The sequence below is a fragment of the Synechococcus sp. PH41509 genome (genome assembly GCF_020514285.1).
GTDB lineage: Bacteria > Cyanobacteriota > Cyanobacteriia > PCC-6307 > Cyanobiaceae > Parasynechococcus.
The window spans coordinates 109,880-128,688 of the sequence record NZ_VTLD01000005.1 but is presented as its reverse complement, the minus strand read 5'-3'; the positions used below and the strand labels follow the sequence as shown (position 1 = coordinate 128,688).

Below are 18,809 nucleotides of genomic sequence, written 5' to 3'. Positions count from 1 at the left end.
CAGTGCGGATCCTTTTCGTTCATCAGAACTTTCCAGGGCAGTACGTCCACATCATTCAGCGCCTGGCCCAGCAGGGGCAGCACCAATTGGTGGCTCTAAGTATTAATGCTTTGGATCGGGGGCGTGGCTTGCCCAATGGCCTCAACCATTTCCGTTACCGCCTGGATCGCGGCAACACACAGGGGGTTCATCCCCTGGTGATGGAAACGGAAACCAAGATCATCAGAGCTGAGGGTTGCGCCCGCGGAGCTGAACAGCTCAAAGCCAAGGGGTTTATTCCTGATCTGATCTGTGCCCATCCCGGATGGGGCGAGCCGCTCTTCCTGAAGGCGATTTGGCCCGACTCGCCACTGCTTTGCTACCAGGAATTTTTCTACAACGAGCACGGTTTCGATTCCAATTTCGATCCCGAGTTTCAGGACGAGCGCAACTGGCAAGCCCAGGCCAAGCTGACGATGAAGAATGCCTATCTCCATCTCACCCTGGAACAGGCGGACTGGAACGTCTCACCCACGCACTTTCAGGCCAGCAGCTTTCCGGAGCATTGGCGTCGTCGCATCAGCGTGATTCACGACGGAGTGGACACCCGTAAGGCTATTCCCAATCCAGCGCCGGCTCCGCTGAAACTCCCCGATGGCACTGTTCTGGAAAAGGGCCAACCGATCGTCACCTTTGTGAATCGGTCCCTGGAGCCCTATCGGGGCTGTCACACTTTCATTCGTGCCATCCCTGAACTGCAGCGTCTCAATCCGGACGCCTGTTTGGTGATCGTGGGGCAGACCAAGGGGGTGAGTTATGGAGCGGCGTGTTCCGATGGTGAATGGAAGGATCGTTTTCTGGCAGAGATCGAGGGTCAGTACGACCCAAGCCGTGTGCACTTCACGGGCACGCTGCCTTATGGCCAATTCGTGCCACTTCTTCAGCTCAGCGCTTGCCACGTCTATCTCACCTATCCCTTTGTGATGAGCTGGAGCCTTTTGGAAGCCATGGCCTGTGGTTGTGCAGTGGTGGGCTCCAATACAGCTCCTGTGCGTGAAGCCATTCGCCATGGCCACAACGGTCTTTTGGTGGATTTCTTTTCTCCTGCTGATCTGGCTGCGGCTGTCGTCGAGCTGCTGCAAGATCGCGAGCGGGCAGCGGCCTTCGGTCAGGCCGCGCGACGCACGGTTGAGGCCACTTACGACTTGGATGCCTGCGTGACCCGACAGGTCGCCTTGATGGATCTGGTGGCCAGCGGCTGCATCAGCGGCTGACTTCACCGGGCAGACTGATTCGTTGTTCTCGCATCCGGCACGTGAGTCAGCTCCAAAGTCTCAGGGGCATGGTCGATCTCCTTCCGGAGGCCCTCCAGCGCTGGCAGGCTGTCGAGGCCGAGGCGAGGGAGCATTTTTGTTGCGCTGGTTTTGGAGAGATCCGCACGCCGCTTCTGGAAACAACCGATCTGTTCTGTCGGGGGATCGGTGAGGCCACCGATGTTGTAGGCAAAGAGATGTACAGCTTCCAGGATCGCGGCGATCGCTCCTGCACGTTGCGGCCGGAAGGGACGGCATCAGTGGTTCGGGCGGCGCTCCAACACGGTCTGCTGAGCCAAGGCGCGCAGAAGCTCTGGTATGCAGGCCCGATGTTCCGCTATGAGCGGCCCCAGGCCGGTCGCCAGCGTCAGTTTCACCAGATTGGGGTGGAGTGGCTTGGCGCGGAGAGTGCACGCAGCGACGTTGAGGTGATTGCCCTTGCCTGGGATCTGTTAGCCCGTCTCGGGGTGGGCGGCCTGGAGCTGGAACTCAACAGTCTTGGTTCTCCCGAGGATCGCCAGGCCTACCGCACGGCGCTGGTGAATTGGCTGGGGCAGCGGTCTGACGCTCTGGATGCTGATTCCCAGGCCCGGCTCAGCACCAATCCCCTGCGCATCCTGGATTCGAAGAACAAGGACACGCAGACTCTGCTGAAGGATGCACCAACCCTGGCCGATGCCCTCAGCCCTGAGAGCCGTCAGCGCTTTGAAGCGGTGCAGCTGGGCTTGACCTCCCTTGGGATCCCCTTCCGGTTGAACCCCCGACTGGTGCGTGGCCTGGACTACTACAGCCACACCGCTTTTGAGATCACCAGCGATCGGCTTGGTGCCCAGGCCACCGTCTGTGGCGGTGGTCGCTACGACGGTCTCATCGCTCAACTGGGTGGTGCAGCGACGCCCGCCATCGGCTGGGCATTGGGCATGGAACGCCTGCTTCTTGTGCTGGAAGCTTCGGCTCAGCTTGATCCCGAAGGCATCGCGGCCAGCCTGGTGGCCGGATCAGGACCGGATGCCTTCATCGTTAATCGGGGTGAGCAGGCTTCGGCTGCTGCTTTGGCGCTGGCCCGCGATTTGCGGGGCAACGGCCTGGTGGTGGACCTTGATGACTCGGGTTCAGCCTTCGGGAAGCAGTTCAAACGTGCGGACCGCCGCGGTGCTCGCTGGGCTTTGGTGCTTGGCGATGATGAGGTGGAACGTGGTGAGCTCCGTCTCAAGCCTCTTCAGCAGTCTGGACAGGAGGGTTGTGTCAGGCTTGATGACCGGGAAGCAATTGTGGCAATTCTCAAGTCCCTGCAAGGGAACTGAACCCAGACATGCGTGGTAATTTTCACTTATTCATGGGGATTGAGCGTTGATCAATCTGGTGACTGGAGGGGCTGGCTTTGTCGGCTCCCATCTGGTTGATCGCCTGATGCAGGCCGGGCAAGAGGTGATCTGCCTTGATAACTACTTCACGGGACGCAAAAGCAACATCACCCAGTGGATCGGTCATCCCCGGTTTGAACTGATCCGGCACGACGTCACCGATCCGATTCGGCTGGAGTGTGATCGCATCTGGCATTTGGCCTGTCCGGCATCACCGGTTCATTACCAGTTCAATCCGATCAAAACCGCGAAGACCAGCTTTCTTGGCACTTACAACATGCTGGGTTTGGCCCGCCGTGTCGGTGCTCGGCTCCTCCTTGCCAGCACAAGTGAGGTGTATGGCGATCCGGAGGTGCATCCACAACCGGAGAGCTACCGCGGTTGTGTGAACACCATTGGAATTCGCAGTTGCTACGACGAGGGCAAGCGGATTGCCGAAACCCTCTGTTTTGACTACCAACGGATGCACGACGTGGAAATCCGTGTCATGCGGATTTTCAACACCTATGGCCCTCGGATGCTTCCCGATGATGGGCGTGTCGTCAGCAACTTCATTGTTCAGGCGCTCAAAGGTCAGCCGCTGACCTTGTACGGCGATGGTTCGCAGACCCGCTCCTTCTGCTTCGTCGACGATCTTGTGGAGGGAATGATTCGCTTGATGAATGGCTCTCACACCGGTCCGATGAACATCGGCAACCCTGGTGAATTCACAATTCGGCAGCTTGCCGAGCTTGTACGGGCTCGTATCAATCCGGACCTTCCGCTGATCGAGAAACCTCTGCCCGCTGATGACCCACTGCAGCGACAACCCGTGATTGATCTGGCGCAGCGGGAACTGGGTTGGAGCCCGACCGTTTCATTGGAAAACGGTCTGATTCCAACGATCGAATGGTTCCGTAAGGTCCTCGACCAACAGACCACCCAAACAGAGGGAGTCCGGGCATGACCGTTCAACGCATCTGTTGCATGGGTGCCGGCTATGTCGGTGGGCCCACCATGGCGGTGATTGCTGATCGCTGCCCTGACGTGCAGGTCACTGTTGTTGATTTGAATGAACAACGCATCGCTGCTTGGAACGATGCTGATCTGAGTCGCTTGCCCGTTTATGAGCCAGGGTTGGATGCCGTGGTGGCCCGAGCGCGGGGCCGCAACCTCTACTTCTCAACCGACGTGGATGCTGCGATCGCTACCGCCGACATGGTGTTCATCTCGGTGAACACTCCCACCAAGGTGAAGGGCTTGGGTGCCGGCCAGGCCAGTGATCTGCGTTGGGTTGAGGCCTGTGCCCGCCAGGTGGCGAAGGCCTCCAACGGCCACACCATCGTGGTGGAAAAAAGCACGTTGCCGGTGCGTACGGCCGAAGCGATCCGCACCATTCTCGAAGCGGCCCAAGACCCCCTGGAAAACGTTGAAGAGCCCCGCACCTTTGCGGTGCTCTCCAATCCAGAATTCCTGGCTGAAGGCACTGCGATTCCTGATCTGGAGAATCCGGACCGTGTGCTGATTGGTGGGGAAGACGATGCATCGATCGATGCCCTTGCCGGCATCTACGGGCAGTGGGTTGCCAAGGAAAAGATTCTCCGCACCAATCTTTGGAGCAGTGAGCTCTCCAAACTCACTGCGAACGCATTCCTGGCCCAGAGGATCAGCTCAATCAATTCTGTTGCCGCACTGTGTGAGTCCACCGGGGCTGATGTGCGGGAGGTGGCCCGGGCGATTGGAACCGACAGCCGTATCGGTCCGAAATTCCTGCAGTCAGGTCCCGGTTTCGGTGGCAGCTGTTTTCAGAAGGACATCCTCAATCTGGTGTACCTCTGCCGTCACTTCGGTTTGCCTGAGGTGGCCGATTACTGGGAGAGCGTCGTTGCGCTCAACACTTGGCAGCAGCATCGGATTGCCAGGCTCATCGTGCAGCGGTTGTTTGGCACGGTGACGGGGAAGCGGTTGGCGATTCTCGGCTTTGCATTTAAAGCCGACACCAACGACACCCGTGAAGCCCCTGCGATTCGGATCGCCTCGGATCTTCTTGAGGAAGGCGCTCAGTTGGCCATTCACGATCCCAAGGTGGAGGCATCTCAGATCTCCCGGGATCTCAAGTTGGAGCCGATCGCACCGGATTCGGAAACAGGGCCAACGGCGCAGGCTTTGAGTGGTCAAGGCAGCTGGTGGAGTGCCGGGAGTGTTGAGCAGGCTGTGACGGGTGCCGATGCGGTGTTGATCCTCACGGAGTGGGTTCAGTACAAGTCTCTGAACTGGCGAGATCTGGCGCAGCGGATGCGGCGCCCCGCTTGGGTGTTTGATGCTCGCTCTGTTGTGAATCCGGATGAGATTCGCGCGGCTGGGCTGACGCTCTGGCGTGTCGGTAACTGAGCGTTGTGACACGCACCATCCTGGTAACGGGCGCAGCTGGCTTCATTGGAGCAGCTTTGTCGATACGACTGCTGCAGCGTGGTGATCGTGTTGTTGGTCTCGACAATCTGAACGACTACTACGACCCCAGCCTCAAGCAGGCAAGGCTGCGTCAGATCGAGGCCATGGCTCCTTCAGGAGCTTGGCGCTTTGAGCGCTTGGCTTTGGAGGATGGTGAGGCGTTGATGGATCTATTTGCCGAAGAACAGCCCCAGGTGGTGGTGAATCTGGCGGCTCAGGCTGGTGTTCGTTATTCCTTGGAGAATCCGGCTGCTTACATCCAGAGCAATCTGGTGGGTTTCGGCAATTTGCTGGAAGCGTGTCGACACTACGGCACGGAAAATCTTGTCTACGCCTCCAGCAGTTCGGTCTATGGAGGCAACCGCAATCTGCCGTTTCATGAGCGTCAGCCGGTAAACCACCCGGTGAGTCTGTATGCCGCCAGCAAGAAGGCCAATGAATTGATGGCTCACACCTACAGCCATCTTTATGGGCTGCCGGCCACGGGTCTTCGCTTTTTCACGGTGTATGGACCCTGGGGACGCCCCGACATGGCACCGATGCTGTTCGCTCGGGCGATCCTGGCTGGTGAGCCGATCAAGGTGTTCAACCACGGCAAGATGCAGCGTGACTTCACTTACATCGACGACATTGTTGAAGGGGTGGTGCGTTGCTGCGACAAGCCAGCCACCCCTAATCCGGAGTTTGATTCACTTCAGCCTGATCCTGCGACTGCAGCAGCACCGCATCGGGTTTTCAATATCGGTAACAGCCAGCCCACTGAACTGTTGCGTTTCATCGAAGTGATGGAACAAGCTCTCGGTCGCGAAGCAGTCAAGGACTTTCAACCGATGCAGCCTGGTGATGTGGTGGCAACTGCTGCTGACACATCAGCTCTTGAATCTTGGATTGGTTTTAAACCGTCTACCTCTATTGTTGTTGGAATTCGCAATTTTGCAGACTGGTTTGTTGATTTCTCAAATCAATGATGATTGCAAGTATTCGCAAGCTTAGGCAATCTTTGCCGGACATTCTCCTGGCAGCACCCGTGCGCAAGCTAAACTAGAGATCAATAAAAAGCCTAAAAGAGACAGCCGTCTCCTCACTATCCCTCTGATCGATAACTCATTTCTTGATTTTGTGAATTGCCACCCATGAAAATCCTTGAAAAATTGCAAAATGAAGAAAAGAATGGAAACATAGAGGAATATTGTAAAATTGCTGATATTATTTTAAGTCAAAAAGAGTCTCCTTTTAGTCCTCTGACTTTGCGCCATATTGAGGAAAGAAAAAATTATTATTTAAAGAAACAGCTTTGTGCATATATAAAAGAGGGAGATATTATCAATTCTTTAAATCCATGGGACTTTGAGGCATTAAAAAAATGTTGTCCTAATATGGATTTTGGCCAAGAAAGATCTAAAAATCCTAATGAAGTTAAATACACCCCATTAGGATCTGTGTTAAACAATATCTATATCTCCAAAGAAAAATTTCTCAATATTAGCTGGTTGGAAGATTCGACGGAGGTTGTAGAAACTGAGTATCACATAATGCAAGCAATGCTGTCCTCTGAATTTAAAGTCATTCCTCTACGCAGAAAGTATTCGAGAAAGCTAATAGGCGAAAAGAAGGAAGTTATTGAACTAGAAAACGAGTTCATGCCTTTGTTTATAATCAGCATGAATAAAGATACAAAGGCAGTAATTAATTTACAATGCATAGCTTTCCCTTCGACTCTTCCTGGTGGTTATCACTATTCTGAGTTAGCCGACGAATGTGGTGAACTCAGTTTAATGGAGTCAATTGATAGATTCAAGTTAAAAACTATCAATGAAGTAAATAAGAATAAGCTTCAAGGAATAGTTATGGAGTCAGATCAATATGATGTTGGCATTGGATTTACACATGAAGATTTTCGTAAATGGATTACTGTTGTTCATGGCATACAAATATTTCATCAATGCACTTCCAGTAATACAAACTTCGTCTTGAGTTTGCCGCAAAAAACATATCCTACAATTTCACTGATAATTAATGGTTTATATATAACTCAGTTCCGTGATACAAATCATTCTGTTGGCATATTAATTGTTCACGAATCAGACTTTGAACCACTGTATAAGATTTCGGCCTCTTTCCCCGTTGACATAACTGCAGCTAAACCAGATGGTATTGGCATTGGCCCATTTTTTATTGACAATATTCCAACATCTAATTCAAGTGATGGTTCTTCTGTTCCATCAATATGTATCTTCCCAGACAATACAAAAACACCTCTATTGTCTCATATTAACGATCATTCTTATAATAAGCTTATTGATAATCAAAGTATTGCCAATAAAAATTTGTACATTTTAGTCTTAATAGATCAACCGCAAGATTTATTGGAAGAATTTATTCTTGCAATTGCACAGCAAAAGGTTGTCAATATTAATCAATATATATTTTATTTGAGGAGTAGCAGTGATCAATCAATATTAGACATGAGACTACAGGAGATATTTGAATCATGGGAATTAGATTTCAAATATATTATGATATCGAGCTTGAATCAAATCAATTCTCATATTTCCGATGATTCCAATTTACTGGTGATTAATCAGAACATTATTCTGCAAAATAATTTTACCTTGGCGATGCTTTCGTTGAATCTTATTAGGTATAATGCGTTCTCAAGTGGTTGCATGCTCAGTCATTTAAAACCGAACAAGAATACAGAATTATATGATAACCAGTGTGTAGGCTTATATCCTTCATTCAGAAATTACTCTCAATCCGGTCGCATAAGTCTTGAGGCTCGAAATCTTACTTCATCATTATTTCCAATGGAAATCAATGTCCTTTCTAATCATTATGACCTTTGTTTATTTGATAGCTCTTCTTTCAATCTTAATTCTCTAAAGCATCAATACTCAAGCAATTTGCCTTTATTCTTGATGCAATTGTCTTGCTATGCGAGTATAGATGGAAAGCAAAATGTGTGCTCTACAAAAGTATCTGCACAATACGCCTGCTCTCCTACTTTAGATATGTCACATATGTTGGATTTAGATACTACTAATAGCATTATGCAAAATTTGACTAAATTTTCTAGATCATTTTCTAGAATACAAAAGCTGTTGGTATGAGAATATTAGTTTCAACATCAAATCTGGAATGGGCTAATTCGGCTGGCGCGAGAATTAGGTATAAAAGACTTATTCCATACTTTGAAATAGATACTGTACAATTAATCATAATTCCAACCTCCCATATCACAGCTCAGCTAATTAAAAAGTCTGACATCGTTATCATTGCAAAAGATTATAGTTTAAATTCTATTAAACTGATTTCATATTGCCAGTCCAAGGAAATAAAAATAGGCCTCGATTTATTTGACGATTATTTTAGCGATAGAAATATATCCTCTTTGATTTACTTACAAAATTGGTTAGATGTAGCTAGTAAAATGGTTAATTTCATCATTTGCTCTACGACAAGGATGGAACAGATTTCCCATCAGTTTATTCGTTCTGATCTTGTTCACAAAATTAGTGATACTCGCAAACCCAATATTTTAATAGATGAAACCAATCATTTGCTGAATGAAAAAATAGATGCATACAAACATAATGGCCAAATTAATATTCTTTGGTTTGGGATCGGAGACAATCCTATTTTCGATGTTGGACTTGTAGATTTATCTACGTATTCTAATGCATTATTTAAATTAAGAAGTTCATTTGAATACCCTCGCTTGACCATTTTAACGAATGAGCGGGCATTAACTGCAAAGAGTTTGACATCGATATCTAACCTACCAATTGAAGTTAATTTAGAAATCTGGACTGAAGAAACAGAAGATGCTTTACTGAGAGAGACCAATATCGCATTTTTACCCGTTAGTCATCAAAAATTCTCAATCGCAAAATCTACCAATAGATGTTTAACCGCTTTAACTTATGGTTGTCAAGTCTTATCCAACGGGTTTGATTTATACAGTGAATTTTCTGAATTTATTTACAAGACTACTGACGATTTAGTGAAAGATTTTCAATCTAAAAAATTCAAGTTTAATTCAAATTCACTTGTTGACTTTGATGAATTATGTGATTCCAGATATAGCCCAAAAGTCGAAGCTACTAGCTTTATCAACTTTATTAACACAAACTTAATCAATTCTAACCCTATTGATCTTCTTCGAATCGTAGTCATCGATTTTCAAGATAAACAAGATAGTTTAGACACTCACTTTTCAAGAAATCAGTTTCCTACTGCTCACGGCGATCATTTAGCAAGACTTCAATCTTGTAATTTTGGAATTGAAAAATATGAAAGCCAAATTTATCTCGAATTTACTGATGATTGCCATCGTTTTGTTCTCGAAAGATGGAGCCCATATCTTGAGCAGTTTATATTTGATGGATGCGAAGTCTATCGATTACCTTTAAGGATTATAGAAGATATAGAACCACATATTCTTCCTCACATTAAAAACATTTTAGCTTATCGATATAGACGTAGAGCTTCTAATCCAGCGAGAGACAACATCAAGAGAAGAGTATTGTTTTCGTATATCAGCGATTCCCTCCAGCTAGTTCTTGATGCTATTTTTGGTCAAGTCTATATCTATCTGTCAAAGTACCCTCATCCTTATAAAGTAGTAGGCTAAAAATTATGAGATCACAATACACTGCTGGATTCGTTTTCAATCTCCTCCAAGATGTAAATATTCTCAGGCCATTAATATATCTTGTTTCTGATGATTTGAATGCCAAGCCATTATTGCTGGTAACTAAGTCATTCATTAAGAGAGATAAGCATAAAATATGGATCAAGGAACTGCAAGAAATCTTTGAAGATACTGGTGGATGCATTATTCACTTATCAAGACCTTATTTGACGTGGCAGTTGCTCAACCAATCGCCAGGTGGATTTATTATTGCTGCTAGTGAAAGTAATTTACGCGGTCATAGAGAAACCCATGAATTATTTAAACTTGCCCCTTCCAAAATTGCTACCATTACTCTCCAACATGGATTTGAATGTGTTGGCTTTTTGATGAACAAGAATCATCAAAAAAGTTATGGTAGTTCTGTTGGGTTTGCTGCTGATTATATTTGTGGCTGGACACCCAGTAGCCTCCAAAGAAATTTACGACCACTTCAGCATACTCGCTATCAAAATCTTGGTCCAACAGCATGGATTAAGCAAACAACAAAACGTACTCTCAGATTAAGATTAGAACCAAATATTACCCCTCAAATGGGTATTGTTTGTGAAAACTTACATTCGGTGCGTTTTGAAGGCAAATCAAATGTAAATCTATTTATGCAACAGTTTTTTGAGCTTGCCGATTATCTTGCATCAAAAGGCAAGAATATTGCCCTTAGACCACATCCTGGAGGACAGTATACAGTCAAAAATAATCTAAGTTTGCCTAACAATGTAGTTGTGGTTAATCAACCAGCTTACAAAGTGAACTGGGGGACTTATGAGTTTGGTATCTCCGCGCCCTCATCAGTATTGTTTGATCTGATCGATAGTAATGTGCCTGTTATGGTTTGGCAAGATCATCATAAAGTCATAGATACAACACAGTTAGCTTTTTTACCTGTAGCTCATAGTGCTGAGGATATGATTTCATTCGCGAATTCTCCGGAGATAAAAGCTTCTTCGTCCACCAACCAACAACTAAAAGCGATTCTCCGTGACCAAAACGATATATCTAATAATTACATTCAATTTCTAGAAGGATTAATTGAACAAAATTACTATTCTATGCATATAGATCATGGCTTCGATCAACTCTCCAATTTTAAGAAGATTCGCGTCTTACTTCTTGCTCCAAAGGGCCTACCGACTGTAACATTGTCTTTTATTAAACCCTTATCTTTAATTCCTCAGCATATCGAGTATGAACTTATTCATACGACTGGTGACGATATTTTTGACGGCGAAACAACTAAGGATGCGACTACACGAAGATGTTTGAATATTATCAATAGCTTCCAACCAGATATTTTAATAATGTGTAGATACTTTGATCTAGATGCTCTCAAGCTTTCGTTTTTGTGCAAAAAAAATGGGATTAAAGTTATATATCATATTGATGATCTCCTCTATGATCCTTCACCCGAGGTTTTGGATGAGGAAAAATATAATGCTTACAGAAAAAGAGCCCCTATTATTATTGATTTAATCAAGCAATCTGATCTCGTTTATTGTTCCACGCCAGCTTTAAGTAAGGAAATTTCTTCATATATAGATCATCCTAATATTCAGCACGGCAAAATATACAAATCAGTTGATACTAGTACTATCTTATACAAGAGAGATCGGAAAAAGGTTATTGGCTACACGGGTTTTGGCCATACTCAGGATCTTGAGTCAATTGAAGACGTGATTTTGGAGGTATTAAATAAATATCAAGATTGGTCTTTAGAGTTGATTGGAACTATTGTTCCATCTGCAAAATTGCTTGCGCTTGATAAGCGTCTTACTATTATTCCGCCTGAACGAAATTATGACGGTTTTATTTCACTTCTTAAATCTCGTAATTGGAGTATTGGTATTTGCCCTCTTATTAATAATAGGTTTAATTCTGTAAAAGCAAACACTAAATGGGTTGAGTATTCTTGCTGTAATATTGCTACAATTGCCACTAATCTTGATCCATATTGTTACGGTTCACCCAAAGACTCATTAATTCTTTGTGACTCACCCGTTGCATGGAAAGATGCATTTTTTCAATTAATGAACTCTGAGAACTTGGTCAATAGTCTCATTAAAAATTCTCAAGATTATATACGCTCTCATTATTCTGATGAGGCATTATCAAATCAAGTGCTGGATATATGTGATGGGCTAATAAAAAACTTGTGATAGTACATCCAAAAGCCTGCAGTATAATTCAGACCATGCTTTTATCTTGATTTACAGTTCTGATTCATCGCTATGCATTGTATTTATAATTTAACTTGATGTTTGAATTCTTGGCATGTTATCCGACCTTTCTTATGTTTAAAATCTATTGCAATGATGACCATACTTTGGCCCATGATTTTTAAATTTAATTTTTCATCATTATTGGTTTCTTTCTCAAATACTACTCTAATAATGCAAGTTATTTTCATGTGTACCGATATAAGCGTCTAAAATTTGTACTATGTGCTTATCCCTTTCTGTTAAATTATAAGGCTTGATGTGCTACTATTATTTTTAAATCTAATTCGGCTATGGATATCTTAATTACTGGTGCGGCAGGTTTCATTGGCTCACGACTTGCAATGTCTCTTATTGACGATGGCCATAACGTTGTGGGATTAGACAATTATCTTCAGCAGGTTCACGGCGATAAGGTTAAAAAAAATCATCACTTCAAAATTGTTGAAGGAGATATTCGTGATCTTCAATTAGTGAGTGAATTGATTGCTTCTTATAAATTTTCAGTGATCTTTCACCTTGCCGCTGAGACTGGAACTGGTCAATCATATGACGAGCCAACTCGGTATGCAGATGTCAATATTTTAGGAACTACAAAATTATTTGAGGCAATACGTTGTGCGGATTATGATCCCCAAAAAATAGTTCTTGCTGGGACTCGTGCTGTATATGGTGAGGGGATGTATGTCAATGAGGCTGGCATACAAGAACAGGCTTGTACGAGAAAAATAGCAGTAATGAACAACAAAGATTTTAATGTGTATGGTCGCACCGGTAATAAATTAACAGCAATGTCTACTCCTGAGTCCCTACAACCTGCTCCTGACTCTGTTTATGCAAGCACCAAACTAATGCAAGAACATCTTATTAAGAACTTATCTTCAAATATTGATTGGACAATTCTTAGGTTTCAGAATGTCTATGGCCCTGGCCAGTCACTAAGAAATCCATATACCGGAGTCCTTTCTATATTCTGCTCACAAATTAAGGCTGGTAAAACACTTGAAGTCTACGAAGATGGAGAGATTTATCGCGACTTTATATATGTTGATGATGTTGTATCATCGCTTGTTGCTACCGTTGATAAAGCAAGTCGAGAAATTATCAATATTGGCTCAGGTAATTCTGTTTCGATGAAAGAGGTTGTTGAGTCGATTTTGCGATTAGCTAAGGGAAAAGGTTATTCAACTGAATATAAAATCACTGGTAAATTTAGGGAAGGTGATATCCGTTTTGCAGAAGCCGATATTAATAAAGCACGCGACCTTCTTCAATGGTCGCCTCAAGTTGGTCTTGAGCAGGGGCTGTCTCAGTTAGTCGACTGGAGCCTTTGAATTGCTTCACAGCTATAAATAGTGTTCGCTTATTTTATTTATTGTCTGTAGTACTTGTTTCTTTGCAAGTCTACTGAGAGCCATTGTCATTACTTGTCTCTTTTTTTAAGTGATATCTGGAAGTGAATGATAGTGCTTGAATATATTCCAAAAGCTTCCATTGCGGATCTCTTCGTAGCTAAATTGGCAGTAACTTAGGTTATTGACCCAATTTTCTCTATCCGGATAAATCGGATTCTCAATTTGTGCTAAATTTGTTTGGCCCACGAAGCTTGCTGCACTCGCCGAAGACACAAATACTGGCGTTCCTAAGCAAACAGACTCAATAGCAACATTTGAAGAGTGAGTGACTAATGCGTAGGCACTCTGCAGTTGTTCTCGCAATGATATTGATTCACACCCCTCAGTTGGTTTTTTTCTGATGACTATTTTTCTATCAGTATATTTTCTCAACTGTTTTAATGTTGAATTAAGCCAACCATAAGTCCCATGTGCTTCACAAAAATAATCAGTTGGAGGACATACAATTATCTTACTTCCCTTCTGATTCCATGGTTCGAGTCTGCAATTAAACAAATCTCGCCTTTTGTCATCACATAGTTTATAAGTATTGCATTCAAAACTATTAGGGGATATCCGATAAGATATTTTGTGCCCCCTTTTGAAATAAGCATGATCTGCATATATGAAATGCAAATCGTTTTTAATACAGTCATCAATGACTGCTTTTGAATTTCTTAGGACACCCCAAACCAATCGAACCCCCTCTGATTCGGATTTATACTCGTCAGCAAACTCCGACCGACACTTTAAAGATTCAACTATTGAGTCAATTAATTCATTTCCTCCTCCACCTTTATTTTTATAAGCTATAATCATATTTTTATTAAAGTCACTTGGATGAATTTCGCAGTCAACCAATCGATTTGTCGAATAATTCCCAGCAATCATGTTGTTTGTATTGTTTTTAATCAATAGCCTTATGGTTCCCTTCCTTACTAGATTAAGCGGTATTTGCTCTAATAACTCATTTTTCTTCTCACTCAACGCTGTAAATTTGCAAAGTCTGTTTGAGCCTTTTTCTAAAGCAAAGACTTGAATCTTGTTGCCCCCTTTACTCACTAGCTTGGATGTGTTGAATCTCAACAAATTCTTATTAACACCAATGGTGGTACTTGTGACCGGTAATTCGCAGTCCCGGAGAATTGCAATCAAGCCAACTAGATCTATATATACATATTCTTTGAAAAGAAGACTGCCCGGTATTGTTGTCCCAAGTTTCTGCTTTAAACTTTCATAGTAGAATGTAGAACTGGGTATATAATATGAACACAATATTCCAGTAATCCCCTTGCTTTTCTTTGCTTGCATTTCATTATAATCTTTCAAATAAATATTGTTGATTTCTATGCCATCTAGATGGATTTTCGCTAATTCTAAAAAGAATAGGCGTATAGGATCATCCTTACGATATGATAATAAATTAACCTTTTTTTCCTGCTTTAATTGAAATAATTGTACTACTGTGCCTATAGCTTCCGTGCCAATAGTATTTACAAGAGCCTTCTCATAATCAGACAAGCTCGAAAAGTATTTTGACTTGGCTTTGTAAATCTGGATGTGGCGTAGTAAACGTACTAATGATAAAGTCATGTCAATTCAGGATGGTATGAATCTTTTTTGAGAATTGATCCCATGAGTAGTTTTTCACCGTGCTACTCACATCTGTTGTTACATCTGAATATGCAATATCAATGAATTTCATTATACTTGACAGTTGTTCTGTTGATTTATATATATAGCCATTAGAACCATGTTTAATCACATCTTGTGCAAAACCTGTGTCTGTTGTCACGGGCATGCAATTGCTCGCCATCGCCTCAAGCAGAGGAATAGGTCCACCTTCTAGTTTCGAAGTGCTTAGGAAAACAGACATCTGAGAATAGTAGTACGGGTATTCAGAATACTTAGCCCTTTTATATTTTATATTGCCAGATGACATTAGATAATCGAAATAAGAGAAATTTTCCCAGTCTTTACCTAGCAGTAAAAATTGCTTGTCGGATTTATTGGTAATAATTTCTGTCAGCAACATTGGATCTTTTCTTTCATAGAATGAAGAACATATCCCTACAAGATTTGATGATGATCTATCATGAGGTTTAAATAGTTGTCTCTCATATCCTCCTAAGATGCACTCACATTTTTCAGCATCCACACCTCTCGATATCCATAAATTCATATTTGAGGTACACGTAAAGAATATCTTTGTAATTCTTTTGAATATCCCAAGAAGTTCCCCTAGTTTACTTTCGTCTTCCTCCTTTGGATGTGTATACCAGCAATAGACTTTGCTTCGCTTATAGTCAATCATGTTTTTTCTATTATAACTTAGCAGAATATCAACGTGCATGAAGAATATTCTGTCAGCCAATTGTTTTTCTATTATCCCCTTTCTCGTATAATATGTGCCCCAACTTAATTGCCCTCTAGATCCAATTTCCTTGGCAATTCCATCAAGTATCCAGTTCTTGGTGAGGATATTCGTAATAAATAGTAGATCCACCTTGCTCTCTTTTAAACACTTTGGCTTGTTCGGTCCAGGTATGTTTTCTGGTACTGTACTTATTCCTTCGGATGTCTTTATTGTTGATTGCCCAAGGTACCTCGACTGTAAAATTCGATCTAAATCCTTGTGGTTTATTCTGATAAAAGGATCGTCTTTACGGTGTATTTTTTCTATCTCATTTATCCCATTTATAAATTGATTGTCTTGCGTTGGATAGACATCTGTAGTTATTATGTATTTGCAGTTCATCAAAACTCTCGACTCTTTAAGTGTAAACTCTTGAAATAAATATGGTATAATATTTTGTCTAGAGTACAAATTAATCAATTCTTGGTCTGGCCGTGTATGAACATGGCAGACCAAGATTTTACATAAATGATTGTATTTTCTAAGTTTTTTCAGTGTAGACTCAAGATTCTCTATTCTCATATAGTCACTCACTATTGCTATCTCAATATGACTATTTCTCATTTCTTTGTCTTTCACCAAAAGGTATCTCTTTGTTTTTGCTGAATCGACTAGTGTCTCATATATGTTGACCACTTCCCGTAGTTTGTATCTCTCTACGATTTCCTGAGCAGACTTGATGTTTTCTTCTCTATTTACGATGGATAGATTAGACATATAGTACTTTTCAATTCCTTTTCTCAAGCTCTTACAGATTACATCATCTAATTCAGTCATATTGGGCACACTTCCTTGTGTAATTACAGGACATCCATTGACGATTGACATCGTTGCACGATTATTAGATTTAGTGGTGCATCGAATATCATTTCCAGTTGTAATTAAGGAGGCAAACGATTTATCGAAATATCCAAATATTGACGATGCTGACCATTTTTTATGTTCGTACTCGATTTTATATTCATCGAGTATTTTCAAATCTGCATTCGCCGACGTGCATACAATCAGTTTGAATCCAAATTCTTTCTGTAATGACTTAATCTCTGGCAATGATGGGATCAGGCTACCTATCCCCATGTTTGATGTAGGTGAATAAGCATTGCCAAACCAAAGCAAACCTCTTTCTTTTAATGTTTCCTGTATACCAAGTGTTGATTCATTATCCTCTAAATTAGGAAGATTATAATCATGATCCTTCCGTCCTTTTAAATATGTAGATAAACTCTTAAAATCTTCTTGCCTTTCTGCAATATCAGGAAGTATTTTGAATTTATCCAAACTACTTTTGGGAACTTCTCTTACAGTATCTTTTAGCTTGTCTACAAGTGTTTCTTTGAGCTTATTTGTGGGTACCAGTATAATATCTGAAAGCTCGAGTATAATGTTCATTAGATATGTATTTATTCTATAGTTATTGCCTTTGTATGACTCATCAGTTATGTTATCCGTGACATCATAAATAATTGTACAATCGAGTTCCCTGGCTTTCGCTAGAACTGATACTAATTCCCCTGACAAATGTTTTGCAATAACCAAAGTGCAATTTTTTTCTATCATTGCCAGTGTCTCTTTTATTTTCTCACAGAATACTGATTCATGTCCATACCTATTTTCCAATTCTTTGGCTATATAAAGGCACCTCAGCCTTACGCTGGCTTGACTTACATCTATATTTGGGATTAGCCAAATGATTTTATCCATCAAAGGAACTTCCTCTTATTTAAATTTTACCATATTGCCTAGCACAAGTTTTTTGAGCTTAAATCCCATCTAGATGTAGTTATGTTCGTCTTTTGAATCGTCAATGGCTATCATTTCTACCCAATTAATCGAACTTTGCTGATTCTTTATTCCTCTTTCTTGCTTTAACTTGCCTGATTATGTTCTTTTTCAAGGCTGTAGTATTTATATTTGGATATTCATAAGGCATTTCAATTCAAAGCATGAAATTCATCCAATATTCCATCTCTTTGCCGCCATTAGTTATCGTTTGTTGGTAGAGCATGATGTCACTTAAGTACAAAGTTCCAACTTTTTTGATAAGTTCTGGACTATACATCTTTTCAGCCATTGGCTTCTTCTGTTGATTCATTGCCTGGCCTATTATCTCTGCTGGTGTATTGTAATCTAGTTCTTCTGTGCTCGTGCAGTTGTAGCTCGTATATATTGAATTTACTGACCTTATATCTTGAAGCTTCAAGCCTGTTTTTTCGTGTATTATTGAAGCTGTTTTGCTAAAATCTTCCAATGCCAAGTAGTCATTGTATCTTTTGTATATTAAGTAGTCGCATTGTTGTTTAATGTGTTTGTTTTTATTCATTAGGTTTGGATTTTCCCATAGGTTCTCTACAAAATCACTAAAAGTTGTTGTAGCATCTGTACATAAAGCTTTTTTTGCTGTTTCGTAACTTGTATCGTATTCATTTTTCCCCACGTTGCAAAGTTTATCGCAATAGAAGGAAAGCAATCTTTTGAATGGATTTCTCAAGACCACAAAAGCATATTCTGCTCCAAGTAGTTCTTTGTTGGATCCACTAAAGCTAGTGTTGTTTTTGTGGATCCAATCTATATCGTCAACACTGGATATTGCTCCATTTGCAACTGCTATTGAGTACCGCAAGGTTGAGCAACCATTTTTAGGTATCCATGTACATATAGAGTTGCTTTTAAGGTGGACTAGAGTATGTTTTCTTGCGAACTCATGATCTATATTCTCGCTGAGATCTTTCTCCTTGCCGCTCAGTTTTAGAAAAACTAGTTGTTGCTTCTCTGAGCTGTTATCGCTTTCCTTGTTTGTTTTTTGGAGCGTATAGATCTCTTTAGCGTATCTCCTCCCTATATTGATAGCAAGATCGTTTGCTTTTCTTTTCTTTAATTCCTGGGATAATATTTTATTTAATTTATTAAGCTCTTTTATGGTCTTGTCTTTGTCCATTGTATTTTCAGTAGAAGGATTTGATGCGCGAGCGTTCAACTAATATATTAGCGATGCTGGTTCGCCTATGCT

The 18,809-nt window shown here is 42.4% G+C and carries 12 protein-coding genes; 9 read left to right on the top strand and 3 right to left on the bottom strand.

What is annotated here, in order from left to right:
- Positions 1 to 2: 2 nt before the first annotated feature.
- The 9 genes from FZZ88_RS02880 to FZZ88_RS02840 all read left to right on the top strand — a co-directional run bounded on the left by FZZ88_RS02880 (position 3) and on the right by FZZ88_RS02840 (position 13,326).
- A complete protein-coding gene (locus FZZ88_RS02880) occupies positions 3 to 1,253 on the top strand; it encodes a glycosyltransferase family 4 protein (protein WP_166015698.1) in 1,251 nt (416 codons plus the stop codon).
- A gap of 41 nt (positions 1,254 to 1,294) precedes the next feature.
- Complete coding sequence (hisS, locus tag FZZ88_RS02875; RefSeq protein ID WP_166015696.1) at positions 1,295 to 2,596, top strand: histidine--tRNA ligase; 1,302 nt, start codon at positions 1,295 to 1,297, stop codon at positions 2,594 to 2,596.
- A gap of 49 nt (positions 2,597 to 2,645) precedes the next feature.
- Positions 2,646 to 3,602: a UDP-glucuronic acid decarboxylase family protein gene (locus FZZ88_RS02870; protein ID WP_370519979.1), complete on the top strand. Its 957-nt coding sequence runs from the start codon at positions 2,646 to 2,648 to the stop codon at positions 3,600 to 3,602.
- Complete coding sequence (locus tag FZZ88_RS02865) at positions 3,599 to 5,026, top strand: nucleotide sugar dehydrogenase (protein ID WP_166015692.1); 1,428 nt, start codon at positions 3,599 to 3,601, stop codon at positions 5,024 to 5,026. The genes FZZ88_RS02870 and FZZ88_RS02865 overlap by 4 nt, the downstream gene beginning before the upstream one ends.
- 5 nt (positions 5,027 to 5,031) lie before the next feature.
- Positions 5,032 to 6,054, top strand: a complete 1,023-nt coding sequence (locus FZZ88_RS02860) for an NAD-dependent epimerase (protein WP_166015690.1) — start codon at positions 5,032 to 5,034, stop codon at positions 6,052 to 6,054.
- Between the two features lie 165 nt (positions 6,055 to 6,219).
- The gene (locus FZZ88_RS02855; protein WP_166015688.1) at positions 6,220 to 8,196 is read left to right on the top strand and encodes a hypothetical protein; all 1,977 of its coding nucleotides are present in this window, start codon (positions 6,220 to 6,222) and stop codon (positions 8,194 to 8,196) included.
- The gene (locus FZZ88_RS02850) at positions 8,193 to 9,719 is read left to right on the top strand and encodes a hypothetical protein (protein ID WP_166015685.1); all 1,527 of its coding nucleotides are present in this window, start codon (positions 8,193 to 8,195) and stop codon (positions 9,717 to 9,719) included. Before FZZ88_RS02855 ends, FZZ88_RS02850 begins: the two co-directional genes overlap by 4 nt.
- A gap of 95 nt (positions 9,720 to 9,814) precedes the next feature.
- Positions 9,815 to 11,932 (top strand): glycosyltransferase family 4 protein, encoded by a 2,118-nt coding sequence (locus FZZ88_RS02845; RefSeq protein WP_166015682.1) that lies wholly within the window; start codon positions 9,815 to 9,817, stop codon positions 11,930 to 11,932.
- 353 nt (positions 11,933 to 12,285) lie between these two features.
- Positions 12,286 to 13,326: a GDP-mannose 4,6-dehydratase gene (locus tag FZZ88_RS02840; RefSeq protein WP_166015680.1), complete on the top strand. Its 1,041-nt coding sequence runs from the start codon at positions 12,286 to 12,288 to the stop codon at positions 13,324 to 13,326.
- 105 nt (positions 13,327 to 13,431) lie between these two features.
- Here FZZ88_RS02840 and FZZ88_RS02835 read toward each other — a convergent pair whose 3' ends face one another.
- The 3 genes from FZZ88_RS02835 to FZZ88_RS02825 all read right to left on the bottom strand — a co-directional run bounded on the left by FZZ88_RS02835 (position 13,432) and on the right by FZZ88_RS02825 (position 18,776).
- A complete protein-coding gene (locus tag FZZ88_RS02835) occupies positions 13,432 to 14,979 on the bottom strand; it encodes a hypothetical protein (protein WP_166015678.1) in 1,548 nt (515 codons plus the stop codon).
- 1 nt (position 14,980) lies between these two features.
- Complete coding sequence (locus FZZ88_RS02830) at positions 14,981 to 17,503, bottom strand: glycosyltransferase (protein ID WP_166015676.1); 2,523 nt, start codon at positions 17,501 to 17,503, stop codon at positions 14,981 to 14,983.
- Between the two features lie 235 nt (positions 17,504 to 17,738).
- Complete coding sequence (locus FZZ88_RS02825) at positions 17,739 to 18,776, bottom strand: sulfotransferase family 2 domain-containing protein (RefSeq protein WP_230332804.1); 1,038 nt, start codon at positions 18,774 to 18,776, stop codon at positions 17,739 to 17,741.
- Positions 18,777 to 18,809 lie beyond the last annotated feature (33 nt).